This window comes from Acidovorax temperans, assembly GCF_006716905.1.
Classification (GTDB): Bacteria; Pseudomonadota; Gammaproteobacteria; order Burkholderiales; family Burkholderiaceae_C; genus Acidovorax; species Acidovorax temperans.
Genome location: NZ_VFPV01000001.1, coordinates 722676 through 737380 on the forward strand (window position 1 = coordinate 722676; position 14705 = coordinate 737380).

The 14705-nt window shown below is 64.1% G+C and carries 13 protein-coding genes and 1 other RNA gene; 3 read left to right on the top strand and 11 right to left on the bottom strand.

The genetic code is table 11. From position 1 onward, the window contains the following. Positions 1-109: 109 nt before the first annotated feature. The 4 genes from BDD18_RS03635 to BDD18_RS03650 form a co-directional block, all read right to left on the bottom strand. On the bottom strand, positions 110-3262 hold the full coding sequence (locus BDD18_RS03635) for an efflux RND transporter permease subunit (RefSeq protein WP_142081445.1): 3153 nt from the start codon (positions 3260-3262) through the stop codon (positions 110-112). A gap of 33 nt (positions 3263-3295) precedes the next feature. Next, a complete protein-coding gene (locus BDD18_RS03640) occupies positions 3296-4615 on the bottom strand; it encodes an efflux RND transporter periplasmic adaptor subunit (RefSeq protein ID WP_142081448.1) in 1320 nt (439 codons plus the stop codon). 339 nt (positions 4616-4954) lie between these two features. Then, positions 4955-5401, bottom strand: a complete 447-nt coding sequence (gene rnhA / locus BDD18_RS03645; RefSeq protein WP_142081451.1) for a ribonuclease HI — start codon at positions 5399-5401, stop codon at positions 4955-4957. A 76-nt stretch (positions 5402-5477) separates the two neighbouring features. Then, positions 5478-6296: a class I SAM-dependent methyltransferase gene (locus BDD18_RS03650; RefSeq protein ID WP_142081454.1), complete on the bottom strand. Its 819-nt coding sequence runs from the start codon at positions 6294-6296 to the stop codon at positions 5478-5480. Between BDD18_RS03650 and gloB the strand changes: the two genes are divergently transcribed. Both gloB and BDD18_RS03660 read left to right on the top strand, forming a co-directional pair. Beyond that, positions 6295-7071 (top strand): hydroxyacylglutathione hydrolase, encoded by a 777-nt coding sequence (gloB, locus tag BDD18_RS03655; protein ID WP_142081457.1) that lies wholly within the window; start codon positions 6295-6297, stop codon positions 7069-7071. The genes BDD18_RS03650 and gloB overlap by 2 nt on opposite strands. After that, on the top strand, positions 7068-8588 hold the full coding sequence (locus BDD18_RS03660; RefSeq protein WP_066693999.1) for a transglycosylase SLT domain-containing protein: 1521 nt from the start codon (positions 7068-7070) through the stop codon (positions 8586-8588). The genes gloB and BDD18_RS03660 overlap by 4 nt, the downstream gene beginning before the upstream one ends. 91 nt (positions 8589-8679) lie before the next feature. Here the strand turns inward: BDD18_RS03660 and BDD18_RS03665 are convergent, their stop codons facing one another. The 6 genes from BDD18_RS03665 to dnaX form a co-directional block, all read right to left on the bottom strand. After that, positions 8680-8832 (bottom strand): DUF3096 domain-containing protein, encoded by a 153-nt coding sequence (locus BDD18_RS03665; RefSeq protein WP_082758696.1) that lies wholly within the window; start codon positions 8830-8832, stop codon positions 8680-8682. Positions 8833-8894: 62 nt separating this feature from the next. Then, complete coding sequence (locus tag BDD18_RS03670) at positions 8895-9908, bottom strand: ABC transporter substrate-binding protein (protein WP_244938974.1); 1014 nt, start codon at positions 9906-9908, stop codon at positions 8895-8897. A gap of 250 nt (positions 9909-10158) precedes the next feature. Next, a complete protein-coding gene (locus BDD18_RS03675; RefSeq protein WP_142081459.1) occupies positions 10159-10593 on the bottom strand; it encodes an MAPEG family protein in 435 nt (144 codons plus the stop codon). Positions 10594-10695: 102 nt separating this feature from the next. After that, positions 10696-11286, bottom strand: a complete 591-nt coding sequence (gene recR, locus BDD18_RS03680; protein ID WP_142081462.1) for a recombination mediator RecR — start codon at positions 11284-11286, stop codon at positions 10696-10698. A gap of 234 nt (positions 11287-11520) precedes the next feature. Beyond that, entirely contained in the window at positions 11521-11853 is a 333-nt protein-coding gene (locus BDD18_RS03685; protein ID WP_015013601.1) for a YbaB/EbfC family nucleoid-associated protein, read from the bottom strand. Between the two features lie 252 nt (positions 11854-12105). Beyond that, a complete protein-coding gene (gene dnaX / locus BDD18_RS03690; protein ID WP_142081464.1) occupies positions 12106-14115 on the bottom strand; it encodes a DNA polymerase III subunit gamma/tau in 2010 nt (669 codons plus the stop codon). A gap of 102 nt (positions 14116-14217) precedes the next feature. Between dnaX and ffs the strand changes: the two genes are divergently transcribed. After that, positions 14218-14314: signal recognition particle sRNA small type (ffs, locus tag BDD18_RS03695), an RNA gene on the top strand. 111 nt (positions 14315-14425) lie between these two features. Here ffs and BDD18_RS03700 read toward each other — a convergent pair. Beyond that, positions 14426-14614: a hypothetical protein gene (locus tag BDD18_RS03700; protein WP_142081466.1), complete on the bottom strand. Its 189-nt coding sequence runs from the start codon at positions 14612-14614 to the stop codon at positions 14426-14428. Between the last annotated feature and the right edge of the window lie 91 nt (positions 14615-14705).

The window sequence follows — 14705 nt, forward strand, 5'->3', positions numbered from 1 at the left end:
AATTTAATAGCTACCAGCGCTTACCTATAAAGCGCCAGAGGCCAATTTCATCAAAAAGGCCCTTTGCATTGCGCAAAGGGCCTTTCTCATTCTGGAGGCAGTGTGGCGGTCAACCGTGCGCTGGTGCGGACCCTGCAGGCCCATCAGCGTGCGGGGCTGCCGAATCCACCGCCACCGTGGTCTTGGCACCCGGTACGGCTTTGCGGGCAAACAGCGTGTACATGGTGGGCACCACAAAAATGGTGAGCAAGGTGCCCAGCGACATGCCGCCCACAATCACCCAGCCAATCTGCGAGCGGGTCTCGGCCCCGGCGCCGGTGGCCAACGCCAGCGGCACCGCGCCCAGCACCATGGCACCCGTGGTCATCAGGATGGGGCGCAGGCGCTGGGCCGAGGCCTTGACCAGAGCATCCACCATCTCCACGCCCTCTTCACGCAGTTGGTTGGTGAACTCCACAATCAAGATGCCGTGTTTGGTGATCAGCCCCACCAGCGTGATGAGCCCGATCTGCGAATACACGTTGAGCGAGCCCCCGCTCCACTGCAGCGCCAGCAGCGCGCCAATCATGGACAGCGGCACCGACACCATGATGACCAGCGGGTCGATGAAGCTCTCGAACTGCGCGGCCAGCACCAGGAAGATGAACACCAGCGCCAGCACGAAGACCACGCCCAAGGCCCCTTGCGAGCTCTTGAACTCGCGCGAGGTACCGTTCAAGTCGGTGGTGTAACCGGGTTTGAGCACCTTGGCAGCCGTGGCGTCCATGAAGTTCAGCGCTTCGCCCAGCGAATAGTCGGGCGACAGGTTGGCGGTGATGGTGACCGAGCGGCGCTGGCCGAAGTGGTTCAGCTCGCGCGGGCTCACGCTTTCCTTCACGTTCACCAGGCTGGAGAGCGGAATCATGGCGTCGTTGCGGCCCCGCACGTAGATGCTGTCGATGTTCTCGGGCGTGGTGCGGCCCCGGGCCTCGGTTTGCACGATCACGTCGTACTGCTCGGCATCGCGCTTGTAGCGCGTCACGGTGCGCCCGCCCAGCATGGTCTCAATCGCCCGGGCCACCACGTCCACGCCCACACCCAAGTCGGCTGCGCGCTCGCGGTTCACGCTGATGCGCAGCTCGGGCTTGTTCAGGCGCAGGTCTGCATCAGGTGCGATGATGCCGGGGTTCTTGGCCATCTCGGCCAACATCTGCCGGGTCACGGCGTTGAGGTTTTCGTAGCTGTCCGAGGTCTGGATCACATACGTCAGTGGCCGCGACCGAAAGCCCTGGCCCAAGGACGGCGGCGTGATCAAAAAGGCATTCACCCCCGGCAGCGCGCCCACCTTGGGCTGCAGCTCGCGGGCCATATCGAGCGTGCTGCGCTCGCGCTGCTCCCAGTCCACCGTACGGTAGATCACGCTGCCTTGCGCCACGGTGGGGTTGCCAATGTTGGCGAAGATGCGGTCAAACTCGGGGTAGTCGCGCCCGATCTTCTCCAGCTCCAGCGCATAGCGGTTGGTGTAGTCCAGCGTGGCACCATCGGGTGCGGTGACGTTGACGAGAATGGTGCCCCGGTCTTCCAGCGGCGACAGCTCTTGCTTCATCTTGGGGTACACCAGCGCCAGCCCCACTGCGCTGGCCAGCATCACACCCACCACCAGCCAGCGGGCCTGGAACAGCGCGCCCCGCAGTCCGCCACCACGGCCCCAACGGGCCGTGACCACCCAGCGCAGCAGCCGGCCATAAGCGTCCGACATGGCGGTGAGCCAGCGTTCCATGGATCGGTCGAACCAGTTGGGCTTGGGGTTGTGCTTGAGCAGCAGCGAGCACATCATGGGCGACAGCGTCAGCGCCACAAAGCCGGACACCACCACCGCACCGGCCAGGGCCAGCGCAAATTCCACAAACAGGCGCCCGGTGCGGCCGGGTGTGAAGGCCAGCGGCGCATACACGGCCACCAGCGTGAGTGTCATGGCAACGATGGCGAAGCCGATTTCCTTGGCACCCTTGATGGCGGCAGAGAACGGATCGAGCCCCTCTTCGATGTGCCGGTAGATGTTCTCCAGCATCACGATGGCATCGTCCACCACCAGCCCAATCGCCAGCACCAGCGCCAGCAAGGTGAGCGTGTTGATGGAAAAGCCGGCCAGGGCCATCAGCGCAAAAGAGCCCACCAAGCTGACCGGAATGGTGATGATGGGAATGATGGACGCGCGCAGGGTGCGCAGGAACACAAAAATCACCAGCGCCACCAGCACCACCGCCTCGGCAATGGTCTGGTACACGCTCTTGACCGAGCGGTCGATGAACAGCGAGTTGTCGTTGGCGATGTCGATGGTGATGTCTGCAGGTAAATCAGCCTTCAGGGTGGGCAGCATCGCGCGCACACCGGCAGACAGCTCCAGTGGGTTGGCCGTGGCCTGGCGAATCACGCCCATCGAAATGGCATCGCGGCCATTGAGGCGCACGCGGCTGCGGTCGCTGGCGGCGCTTTCTTCCACGCGCGCCACATCGCGCATGCGCACGGGAAAGCCGTTCACGGTGCGGATCACAATGTCGGAGAACTGCGCCGGGCGGGCCAGTTCGGTCTGCGAAGTCACGCTGAACTCGCGCTGCTGCGATTCGATACGGCCCGCGGGCAGCTCCAGGTTGTTGCGGCGAATGGCGTCTTCCACGTCCTGCGTGGTCAGGCGGTAGCCCGCCATGCGCTCGGGGTCCAGCCAGATGCGCATGGCGTAGCGGCGCTCGCCGTAAATGGGCACATCGGCCACGCCGGTCACCGTCTGCAGCCGGGGCTTGACGATACGGTTGAGCAGGTCGTTGATTTCCAGCGGGCTACGCGTGTCGCTGCTGAAAGCCAGCCACATCACGGGCGAGGCATCGGCCTCCACCTTGGCAATCACGGGTTCATCCACCGCATCGGGCAGGCGGTTACGCACCCGCGCCGTGCGGTCGCGCACCTCGGCGGCGGCGTTGTCGGCATCTTTCTCCAGCCTGAAGCGCACGCTGATCTGGCTTTGCTCGGCACGGCTGATGGAGGTGATCACGTCCACCGCATCAATGCCCGCAATCGAGTCTTCGAGGGGCTTGGTGACCTGGGATTCAATCACCTCGGCCGAGGCCCCGGCGTAGCGCACGCTCACCGTGACCACAGGCTCGTCGATCTTGGGGTACTCACGCACCGTCAGGCGGGTGAAACTCACGGCCCCTACCAGCAAGACCAGCAGGGACAGGACGGTGGCGAACACCGGCCGGCGGATGGAGATTTCAGCAAGTTGCATGGCGAGCGTCGGGCAATGTCAGAAATGCAGAACTCAGGAAGACTGGCCGCCGCGCACCGGCGTCGGCTGCGTGGTGGCGCTCAGCGGACTCTGGCACGGATTGGCGCCCGGCAAAGGTGGCAAAGCGGCTGGGGCAGCTGCCGTGGCCGCACCCGATACTGGCTGGGACGCAGCGGAAGATGCCGTGGCAGGAGCTTCCGCGCCTGCGGCAGAGCGCCCGGCAGAAGGCTGGCCCAGCTCCACCACGCGCACCGCCATGCCATCGCGCTGCAAGCGCTGCTGCCCCGCCGTTACCACCACATCACCCGGTGCAAGCCCTTCCACCACCTCCACAAACCCTGGAGTGCGTGCGCCCAGCCGCACGGTGGTGCGCTTGGCCACCTGGCTGCCCTCTTCCGGGCCAGCCACCACTCGCAACACATAAGGCGCTGCACCATCGGGAACGATAGCCTCCTCAGGCACCACATTGGCGTCAGAGCGTTCACCAAACACCGCCGTGACGCGTGCAAACATGCCGGGGCGCAACTGCAGGCGGCGGTTGTCGATGCAGCCGCGCACGGCGAGCGAGCGGCCATCGGCATCGATCTGCGGGTTGATGGCCAGCACCACGGCCGAATACTGCACGCCCGGCAGCGCATCAAAGGCCACGCGGGCCGTCTGGCCGGTTTTCACCTTGTTCTGCAACCGCTCGGGCAGGCGGAAGTCCACGTACACCGCGTCCAGGTCTTCCACGTTGACGATGTCGGCGCCATCCTTGAGGTAGTCGCCCACGTTCACGCCGCGAATGCCTGCAACGCCATCAAACGGAGCCAGGATGCGCAGGCGCTGCGCTGTGGCTTCGGCCAGGGCGAGCTTGGCCTCAGCCACCTCAAGGTTGGCGGCACTTTCGTCCACCGATCGCTGGCTGATGAACCCCTGCGCCACCAGCTCCTGGTTGCGCTTGTGGTTGGCGCGGGCGATTGACAACTCGGCGCGGCTTTGCTGCACCTGGGCGCGGGGCAGCTGGTCGTCGAGCTGCACCAGCAGCTGCCCCTTGCGCACGCGCTGCCCATCGCTGAAATTGAGCTGCGTGATGCGCCCGCTGATTTCAGGCCGCAGCACCACGCTGCGCCGCGAACGCAAGCTGCCCACAGCCTCTGCATCGTCGCGCATGGTCATCTGGCGCACCTTGGTCGCTTCCACCATCACGGGTTTTGCAGGGCTTTGCGCACCAGGCTTGGCCGCTGCGTTGCCCTGCGGTGCGGGAGCACCGGCGCGAGAAGACCGCGCAGGCGATTGAAACCACCAGGCGGCGCCTGAAGCAACCGCCAAACCGAGAACAGCAAAAACGACGTATTTGTTCTTGAGCGCCATGAAATCACAGACCTGGGATGAGCGAAATGCAGCCAAACAATGTATCAGCGAGCTGTGGCCTGCGCAGGCGCCCCGCGCTTAACCCCGCCAGCCATTCCCTGAGATTTACGCAAGCTTTACACGAACGCTGTACGAGAAAACACTGCGCCGTCGCCTGGCCATCACCATGGGGACGGAAGGCGCGAGTGAGCCGCCGTCAGAAAGAGGGTGACGGGAGTCTGCACAAAGGCTGCCTCATCGCTATCAGCCGCCAATGAAAGCCGCAGGCAAGCAACCATGCCCACAGTCTGGCTGGCGGGCTTGGCACTGTGGCGAGATGCCAGGCAGGTCAGAGGCCTCTCAGCGCCCCATCGCCTTGTCAACGCCCAGGTTGGCCAGCGCGTCAGCACGCTCGTTGCCGGGGTGACCCGAGTGGCCCTTCACCCAGCGCCATTCAATGCGGTGCCCGCCCGTGTTCACCAAGGTGTCCAGCCGCTTCCACAGCTCCACGTTTTTCACAGGCTGGTTGGACGCGGTACGCCAGCCCTTGGCCTTCCAGCCGTGAATCCACTCGGTAATGCCCTTGCGCACATATTCACTGTCCAGAAAAAGCGTCACGGCACAAGGGCGCTTGAGGGCCGACAGCGCCTCAATCACGGCCATCAGCTCCATGCGGTTGTTCGTGGTGCCCAACTCGCCGCCAAACAATTCTTTTTCCAGCGCGCCAGAACGCATCAGCACGCCCCAGCCGCCGGGGCCGGGATTGCCTTTGCACGCACCATCTGTGTAGATCTCAACCTGATTCAAACCGGATTCCTGCCAATTGATTAAAAAGAGTCGCGAGCCGATGCTTGAGCGCGACGCGCAGCGCCGCCCGGGGTGATCATCGCGGCGGCATGGGGCCATGCGGCCCAGACTTTCGCGCCACCGGCACCGTGGCAGCCACCCGCTTGCGGCCCGAGCGCCATGCGGGCTCCAGCAGACGCATGCCATGCACACGCTTGACGGCCACCAAAAAGTAGCCAGCCCCAAGAATGGGCCACCACTTCTCGCCCAGGGGATCAACCCACGAAAAGCGCTCCAGCCATTCGGCACTGCGCACTGCTGGACGATAACAGCCAAAGCGGACGGTCTCGACCTCGAAGCTCAACAAACGCAGCCAGTCGCGCATGCGCCGAACACCGATGAACTCCCCCACATCGGGCAAATAAAGAGGTTCCTGTGTCCAGCGCTGGCACAGCCGTACACGCATCTGCCGCAGGCCCCACAGGCTCAGGGGGTTGAGCCCGGCAATCACCACCCGGCCCTCGGGCACCAGCACACGCTCCACTTCACGCAGCGCCATGTGCGGGTCCACGCTCAATTCCAGGGTGTGGGGCAACACCACCAAATCCAGACTGGCATTGGGAAACGGCAGGGCCTCGGGCTCAGCCCACAGGGCCGCCGCACGCGGCGCATGGGACGTGCCAGCGTCCGAGGGCTCTTCAGTGCGCGAGAGCATGGCATCCGCCCCCAGCGCCAGCCACTGGTGCGGCATACGGTTGGTGCGCAGACCTTCGATGCGCGGCATACCCAGCTGCAGCGCGTGGTAGCCAAAGATGTCGGCCACGGCGTCGTCCATGCAGGCCTGCTCCCAGGCAAGCAGGTAGCGGCCTGGGGCAGAGTCGAACCACTGGTGCAAATCTATAATTTCAGAGCTCATGAAACTGCTGCCGCTACCCGCCTTCACCGACAACTACATCTGGATGCTGCATGACGGAACGCATGCCGTGGTGGTGGACCCTGGGGATGCAACCCCGGTGCAGCACGCATTGCAGTCGCTGGGGTTGACGCTGCAGGCGATTCTAGTCACCCACCACCATGCGGATCATGTCGGTGGCGTAGGGGCTTTGCAGCAGCAAACGGGGGCGACCGTCTACGGCCCTGCAACCGAAAAAATCACGCCCCAACCCATCGGGCTCACGGAAGGCCTGCAGGTACAAGTGCTGGGTCTTACCCTGCAGGTACTGGACGTGCCGGGGCACACCGCTGGGCACATCGCCTACTACTGCGCAGACTCGCCCGAAGGCCCCTTGCTGTTCTGCGGCGATACACTGTTCTCCGGCGGGTGCGGTCGCCTGTTTGAGGGCACGCCTGCGCAGATGCATGCATCGCTGCAAAAACTCAGCGCATTGCCCGACCACACCCAGGTGTGTTGTGCGCATGAATACACACTCTCTAACCTGAAATTTGCCTTGGCGGTGGAACCCACCAACGAGGCATTGCTCAACTACAACGCCTGGTGCGCGGCACAGCGCGCCAGTGGCCGCCCCACGCTGCCATCCCACATGGCGCAGGAGCGCGCCATCAATCCGTTTTTGCGGGTTCAGCAACCGGCAGTCGCACAAGCCGCCCAGGCTTATGCACCGCAGACCGATGTCAACGACGCAATTGCCGTACTGGCGGCCTTGCGCAATTGGAAGAACGAGTTTCGATGAAATTTCTGCACATTGTCAGCCTGGTAGGCATGCTCTGGTTGACGGGCTGCGCCACCACCGGCGGAGCCCCTGGGGTGGTCAGCAACGCCCCTGACGACACACCCACCAGCAGTCGCCCTGCGCACACCCCCATCATCCCCAAGGGCCCCCTGCAGCCCATCAAGGCGGCCAATGCCAGTAGCCAGGAGGTCGCATCGCTCTCCACCCCGGCAGACCTCTGGGACCGCATCCGGCGTGGCTTTGCCATGCCCGACCTGCAGCACGAACTGGTGCAGGACCGCGAGCAGTGGTACGCCAGCCGCCCCGACTACATGCAGCGCATGACAGAGCGCTCCAGCAAATACCTGTTCCATATCGTTGAAGAGCTGGAGCGGCGCGGCATGCCCACCGAACTGGCCCTGCTGCCTTACATCGAAAGTGCCTTCAACCCCCAGGCGGTCTCCAGCGCCAAGGCGGCAGGCATGTGGCAGTTCATGCCGGCCACCGGCAGTTACTTTGACTTGAAGCAGAACGCGTTCCGTGATGACCGGCGCGACGTGCTGGCCTCCACCCGCGCCGCGCTGGACTACCTGCAAAAGCTCTACGGCATGTTTGGCGACTGGCACCTGGCCCTGGCGGCCTACAACTGGGGTGAAGGCAGCGTGGGCCGTGCCATTGCCCGCAACCAGAAACAGGGTCTGGGCACCAGCTACACCGACCTGAACATGCCGGCAGAAACACGCATGTACGTGCCCAAGCTGCAGGCCGTGAAAAACATTGTGGCCAACCCGGAAGCCTTCAAAACCGAGTTGCCGGTGATTGAGAACCACCCCTACTTCCAGACGGTGGACATCACCCACGACATTGACGTTGCACTGGCGGCCAGCCTCGCGGGGATTCGCGAATCAGACTTCCGGGCACTGAACCCCTCCTTCCACAAGCCGGTGATCCTGGCAGCGGGCACGCCGCAGATTCTGCTGCCCTGGGACAACGCCAAGGTGTTCCAGCGCAACCTTGAAGCCCACAAAGAGGGGCAATACGCCAGCTGGACGGTGTGGCCCGTTCCCACCACCATGACCGTGGCCGAGGCTGCGCGGCGCACGGACATGAGCGAAAGCGACCTGCGCAGCGTGAACAACATCCCACCGCGCATGATGATCAAGGCGGGCTCGGCACTGATCGTTCCACGCAGCGCCACCACCCGCCAGGACGTGTCTTCACACCTGGCCGACAACGGGCAGGTGGCCCTGGCGCCCGAGATCGTCACGCGCCGCGCCTCGGTGCGGGCGGGCAAGGGCGAAACCGTGGCCACACTGGCCAGGCGCTACAAGGTCAGCGCAGCGAACGTGGCCGACTGGAACGATGTGAAACTGAACGCAGCCTTCAAGGCGGGCCAGCAAGTCGTGATGTACCTGCCGGTGCGCCAGGCATCAGCGCCTGCGCCACGGGCACAAGCACGCAGTGCCCCTGGCAAGGTGGTCTCTGCATCAACCCCCAAGCGCCGTGGCGGTACGCCATCAAAGGTGCGGAGGCGCTGACACAGTCGTTCGGGCGGGCTGGCCAGTCACCAGCCTTGCCTTGATTGAGTGTGTGCGGAGCAACAACCCCCACACCGACACCTCTAGGTGCTCAGAGGCGCATGGACGCCATGCCCATCAGGCCCAAAATTCCCATGATGATCAGGTACAGCGCCACGATGGTGCTGAGCAGGCGTGGCATGACCAGGATGAGAATGCCGGCGATCAAGGACACCAACGGGCCGATGCTGATACTGAGCGACATGCGCGGTTCTTTCTGCGAGTGGAAAAACCGCTATCTTGCCCCAGCCCAATCGCCCGGCGGCATCAAACGTTGAATTTTTGCCGCGCCTTGCGCACCCAGTCGTTCGAGAAGGTGCGAGCCAGGTCCACCTTGGTGGCGGCAAGCTCCGGGTAGGCCAGCGTGAGGGCACGCAACGCCACTGCGGGGGCATCGTCCGGCATCATCCCGTTGGGCGAAAACGTTTCGCGGATACGGTGGAACGCTGCCAGATACAAAGGTCGGTCGGTGGCCAAATACGAGGCGGGCAATGCTTTGACGATATCGGCTGGCTCGGCGGTCTGCAGCCATTTGAGGGCGTGGACCATGGCGTTCACCAGGGCCTGCACCTGATCGGGGCGCTTGTGTACAAAAGGCTGCGAGGCGTACAGGCAGCTGGCCGGCATGGTGCCGCCAAACAGTTCATGAGAAGCCTTGATCGTTCGCGCGTCCACCACCACACGCAAGCCCTGCTTCTGCTCGGCCTGCGCAATGATGGGGTCGGAGTGGCACAGCGCATGGATCTGCCCTGCGCGCAGCGCGGCCATGGCCGCCGTGGCAGAGGCCATTGACACATACGTCGCACCCTGCGGGTTCAGCCCTTCCCGAGCCAGAATCCAGCGGGCAAACGAGTGGGTGGAGGAACCCGGTGCAGACACGCCAATGCGCTTGCCCGCCAGATCACGCACCGATTCATACTGGGGCAGCATGCGCGGCAGAATGCCCAGCGCAATCTGCGGCGCCCGTCCGTGCAGCACCACCGAGCGCAATACGTATCCATTCAGCTGCTGCCGGATGGTGTGCTCGTAAGAGCCCGAGACCACATCTACCGAGCCATCCTGCAACGCCTGCAGGGCCAGAGCACCGGCAGAAAAGTCGCGCAGCACCACATCCAGCCCCTCGGCCTTGAAGAAACCCAGCTGCTCTGCCAGCAGCACGGGCAAGTGGTACATCTCGCCTTGCCCCGCCACCGCCAGCGTCAGGCGATCACCGAGCGCCGCAGCGCGCGAACGGGCCGCCAGCAGGGGCGCGAACACGCCCGCTGCACAGGCGGCAGACATGATCCCGAGAGTACGGCGGCGAATCAAAGCACGCGGCATGAAGGTAAAGATGTGAAGGGAATGAATTGCTGCACCGCAACAATTGTGCAAGCACCCAGCAAACGAAGCATCAGGGAACACCCCTGAGGACTTTTACGTACTGCCGTGCTTTTTCAGCCAGTGAGGGCAAGTAACCATCCCCCGGCAGAGCCGGGGGGCCTCCTTTTGGTAGCTAGTGCCCATGGCATGCAAAAAACCTGCCCACCGCAACTCAGCGATAGCCCACGAACAAGATCGCGACATTCACCATGAACGCCCCGGCCCACACAGCGCTGCGGGCTGTGGGCATGTTGGAGACATACACCATGACGTAGAACATGCGCAGCATGACGAACAGCATGGCCAGCAAGTCCAGCAAGTCCAGCCAGGTCTGCCGCGCCCCAAGCTGGTGCGCAATGATGACGGCGCCAATGAAAAAGGGCAGCGACTCAAAGCTGTTGGCCTGCGCGGCGTTGGCGCGGGCGCGCCAGTCACCCTGGCGTGCAAGCCAGCTGCGCGGGTCACTGTTGTCATAGCCACCCTGAGCGGGCGGCTTGCCCAGGGTGCCGCTCTTGGCGATCCAGGCGCACACGATGGGCAGCAACGCCGCCACCAAAACGCACCAATAAGCCACGGTGAATCGGGCCACTTGCAGGGATGTATTCATTTGTAAGCCTTTTAGGGCCCAAAGCCCCTGTTTATCAGCGCGAGCCGCTATGATTTTGGGAGTATTCTACCTGCGACAAGCGGGGCCAAATGCCCTGCCAATTCAGCGGCGATCGACCAGCGCGTGCGCAATCGTGCCCAGGTCCACATACTCCAGCTCGCTGCCCACGGGCACGCCGCGCGCCAGCCGCGTCACATGCAAGCCCCGGCTCTTGAGGGCTTCGCTCAACACATGGGCCGTGGCCTCGCCCTCGGCATTGAAGTTGGTGGCCAGAATCACCTCCTGCACCACGCCATCGCTGGCGCGCTCCATCAGCTTGTGCAGGCCTATCTCTTTCGGGCCAATGCCATCGAGCGGGCTCAGCCGCCCCATCAGCACAAAGTAAAGCCCTTTGAACGCCCCCGTACGCTCCAGCGCCGACTGGTCAGCCGGGCTCTCCACCACGCACAGCCGCGATGCATCGCGCTCCGGGTTCAGGCAGGTGCTGCAGATATCGTCTTCGGTGAACGTGTGGCAACGCGCGCAGTGGTGAACGTTTTGCACCGCATCGTGCAGCGCCACCGACAAAGCCTCGGCCCCCGCACGGTCATGCTGCATCAAGTGAAACGCCATGCGCTGCGCAGACTTGACCCCCACCCCCGGCAAACGGCGCAGCGCCTGGATCAAGACCTCAAGGGCGTTGGTGGAAGACATGGGAGAAGATTTGAGAAAAAAGTGAGCGCAGTTAACAACCCGTTGTAGGCACGCCCGGCCCAAACGCAGACGCAAGATTGGCTTTTCCGGCCTTTCACACCCCACCCTCAAGGGCGTAGCGAGCGGGATGAGCTGCAAGGCGGCCGGAGCACAGCAACCGGAACGTACTTGAAGTACGTGAGGATTGCGAGCACCGCCCAACAACGCAGATCGCCCGCTCGGTAGCCAACCCCCTCAGAAAGGGAATTTCATGCCGCCGGGGAGGCCTGGCATCCCTGCGGTGAGTTTGCCCATCTTCTCCGCCGAAGTCTCTTCAGCCTTGCGCACAGCCGCATTGAACGCAGCCGCCACCAGGTCTTCCAGCATGTCCTTGTCTTCGGCCAGCAGGCTGGGGTCGATGGTGATGCGCTTGACGTCGTGCTTGCAGGTCATCACCACCTTGACCAGGCCCGCGCCCGATTCGCCTTCCACTTCGATGAAAGCCAGTTCGTCCTGGGCCTTCTTGAGGTTGTCCTGCATGGCCTGGGCTTGCTTCATCAGGCCGGCGAGTTGTCCTTTATTGAACATGGATGGTTTCCTTTGCTTTCTTTCTGGTTGATCGATTCCCACGTAGGGACGGAAATTCAGTATCCGAAATTCACGGTATTGTGCTTTGCGCCGTTAGCGGCCATCGAAACCGCCGCTGCCCAGACCAGTGCTCCCGCGCAAGGGCCGCCAAGCCGCGTAGGCGGCGCTTCGCTCGCGTGCGCTGGGAGCGTCCCCCTCCCGCGAAGCGAGAGAGGGGGAAGGCGCCGAAGGCGACTCAGGGGGTGTTTCATCTCACGCGGGCTTGATGCTGCCCGGCACGATCTTCGCGCCGTGCTCACGCATCAGCGTCTGCACATAGGGGTCGTTCATCACGATCTCTTCGGCCAGTCGCTGGCGCTCGGCAGCAGCGGCGGCGTTGCGGCGGGCGGGGCTGTCGATGACGCGGCCCACTTCCACGCTGATCTGCGTGGCGTAGCCCGCAGCCTCCAGCGCGGCGCGCAGGCGTTCGCGGGCGGTGGGCTGGTTCAGCGATTCGCGCTCCACCCGCAGCAGCCAGTGGGCGCCGTCGCGCGCCACCAGTTGGGACTGCAAGGCCAGCTCGCGCACCAGGGCAGTAATGGCCTCAGCCGCCACCAGCTGCTGCACCGTGGCGTGCCACACGTCGCCCTCTTCCGTGGGCGTGTAGCGCGCGGAAACCGGTGTGGGCGCCGACAGGGGCAAGGGCTGCAAACGCTCGCTGGGGTCGGACGCCTCGCGCACCGGAATTGCTACCAATTCAGGAGCTGCCTGCGCTTTTTCTGCTTGCGCTGGAGGCAGATTTTGCTCTACCTTTTCAGCCATACGCACAGGCGGCACGGCCGGGGTGGTGGGCACCGACCCATCGTCCGCGTCGGGCCATGGAGGGGGTTCGCTGCTGCTGTCTTCTTCCCAAGGCGGCACAGACTCTGCCACCGAGGCGGGTGCTGCAGCGGGCTGCACAGGCGCTGGGACCGGGGGAGCGGGTTCGGGTGGCTGCGCAACGGCCGGGGCCACAGATACCACTGGGGCTGCAGCAGCAGAGGGAGCTGGCGCCAGGGCAGGCGCCGGTGGCAGCGCCACTGGCGAAGGGGTCGCTGCAGGCTGCGCCGCAGCCACCGGAGCAGGTGCGGGCGCCGCCTCAGGCCGCGTCAGAGTTTTTTTTTCAGCCGGGTCTGCAGGGGCTTTGAAGGCCAGCAGGCGCAGCAGCACCATGGTGAGCGCCGCGTACTCGTCGGGCGCCAGGCCCAGCTCGGCCCGGCCGTGCAGGCACAGGCTGTAAAGCAGCTGAGTTTCGTCCGCGGGCATCTGGCTGGCCAGGCGGGCGGTTTCCATGGCTTCAGGGTCGTTCGCATCCACCGCCTGGGCCATCTGCGGCACGGCCTGGTACACGGCCATGCGTTGCAGCACGGCGCTCATTTCTTCCAGCGTCGATGCGGCCGACAGACCGTTCATGCGCAAGGCATCGGCGGTTTCCACCACCGTTTTGCCGTCGCCCTGGGCCAGCGCATCGATGAGGCGGAACACGTAAGAGCGATCCACCGCGCCCAGCATCTGGCGCACTCCCGCTTCCTGCAGCTGGCCGCTGCCAAAGGCAATGGCCTGGTCGGTGAGCGAGAGCGCATCGCGCATGGAGCCCCGCGCGGCGCGCGAGAGCAGGCGCAGCGCCTGTGGCTCGGCAGGCACGTTTTCGTTGCCCAGCACGCGGGTCAGGTGGTCCAGCACCGTCTCGGGGGCCATGGGGCGCAGGTTGAACTGCAGGCAACGGCTCAGCACCGTGACCGGCACCTTTTGCGGGTCCGTCGTGGCCAGTACAAACTTGAGGTATTCGGGCGGCTCTTCCAGCGTCTTGAGCATGGCGTTGAACGCCGTGTTCGTGAGCATGTGCACCTCGTCGATCATGAAGACCTTGAAGCGCCCTTGCACCGGCTTGTACACGGCCTGCTCCAGCAGGCTTTGCACCTCATCCACGCCGCGGTTGGAGGCCGCGTCCAGCTCGGTGTAGTCCACAAAGCGGCCGCTATCGATGTCGGTGCACGCCTGGCACACACCACAGGGCGTGGCGGTGATGCCGCCGTTGCCATCAGGCCCCTGGCAGTTCAGCGACTTGGCCAGAATGCGCGACACCGTGGTCTTGCCCACGCCGCGCGTACCCGTGAACAGGTAGGCGTGGTGCAGGCGCTGCTGGGTCAGCGCATTGGACAGGGCCTGAACCACATGCTCCTGCCCCACCATTTCGGTGAAATTGCGGGGGCGGTACTTGCGGGCGAGCACGAGATAGGACATGGGGCCGGATTCTACGGGCTGGGCAGGGGTCGCCCTTTTGACGGCAGCGATAAATCCCCGCGCTGGTCGATGGGGCCCGGCAACCGCAGTACAATGCGCAGTGACGGGCCTCCCCGCATGGCAAAGCAGCCAACCGGGTCAGGTGGGGAACCAAGCAGCCCTAACTGTAGAGTCAGTGCCGGGGGTAAGGCTCGTCACCTCATTGATCGGATGCCACTGCATCCACGCCAGAAGGCACCGACAGGTGTCGAATTTCTCCCCCCACTTCCTGATATCGCGGATACCGCACCTGGCTTCAGGTGCGCTGGGCTCAGCCGCGCCGCACGCCGGATTCGCGCATGAACTTCTCCATCTCCTGCAGCGTGGAGACGATGGTCTTTAGCTCGGTTTCCTTTTCACGCAACTCGGCGATGGCGACTTCGTGGGTGCGGATTTGCTCCTGCAACTGCGCAATCTGCGCCTGCATCTCGGCAATGGCGGGGCCGTTGGACGTGGTCATGCGAAAAATCTCTTTCCGTTGGGCCAGGGACATCGTACCCGGCCATTCTGCTCGTTTGGCTCACACGCTATCAAATCGATAGCTTCTAGCG

What these genes read in the sequence shown, in the direction of transcription:
- BDD18_RS03660 (WP_066693999.1), top strand. Translation starts at nt 7,068, where the DNA reads ATGAAATTTCTGCACATTGTCAGCCTGGTAGGCATGCTCTGGTTGACG.
- BDD18_RS03675 (WP_142081459.1), bottom strand. Translation starts at nt 10,593, where the DNA reads ATGAATACATCCCTGCAAGTGGCCCGATTCACCGTGGCTTATTGGTGC.
- BDD18_RS03700 (WP_142081466.1), bottom strand. Translation starts at nt 14,614, where the DNA reads ATGACCACGTCCAACGGCCCCGCCATTGCCGAGATGCAGGCGCAGATT.
- BDD18_RS03650 (WP_142081454.1), bottom strand. Translation starts at nt 6,296, where the DNA reads ATGAGCTCTGAAATTATAGATTTGCACCAGTGGTTCGACTCTGCCCCA.
- recR (WP_142081462.1), bottom strand. Translation starts at nt 11,286, where the DNA reads ATGTCTTCCACCAACGCCCTTGAGGTCTTGATCCAGGCGCTGCGCCGT.
- BDD18_RS03670 (WP_244938974.1), bottom strand. Translation starts at nt 9,908, where the DNA reads ATGTCTGCCGCCTGTGCAGCGGGCGTGTTCGCGCCCCTGCTGGCGGCC.
- dnaX (WP_142081464.1), bottom strand. Translation starts at nt 14,115, where the DNA reads ATGTCCTATCTCGTGCTCGCCCGCAAGTACCGCCCCCGCAATTTCACC.
- BDD18_RS03685 (WP_015013601.1), bottom strand. Translation starts at nt 11,853, where the DNA reads ATGTTCAATAAAGGACAACTCGCCGGCCTGATGAAGCAAGCCCAGGCC.
- gloB (WP_142081457.1), top strand. Translation starts at nt 6,295, where the DNA reads ATGAAACTGCTGCCGCTACCCGCCTTCACCGACAACTACATCTGGATG.
- BDD18_RS03665 (WP_082758696.1), bottom strand. Translation starts at nt 8,832, where the DNA reads ATGTCGCTCAGTATCAGCATCGGCCCGTTGGTGTCCTTGATCGCCGGC.
- BDD18_RS03635 (WP_142081445.1), bottom strand. Translation starts at nt 3,262, where the DNA reads ATGCAACTTGCTGAAATCTCCATCCGCCGGCCGGTGTTCGCCACCGTC.
- BDD18_RS03640 (WP_142081448.1), bottom strand. Translation starts at nt 4,615, where the DNA reads ATGGCGCTCAAGAACAAATACGTCGTTTTTGCTGTTCTCGGTTTGGCG.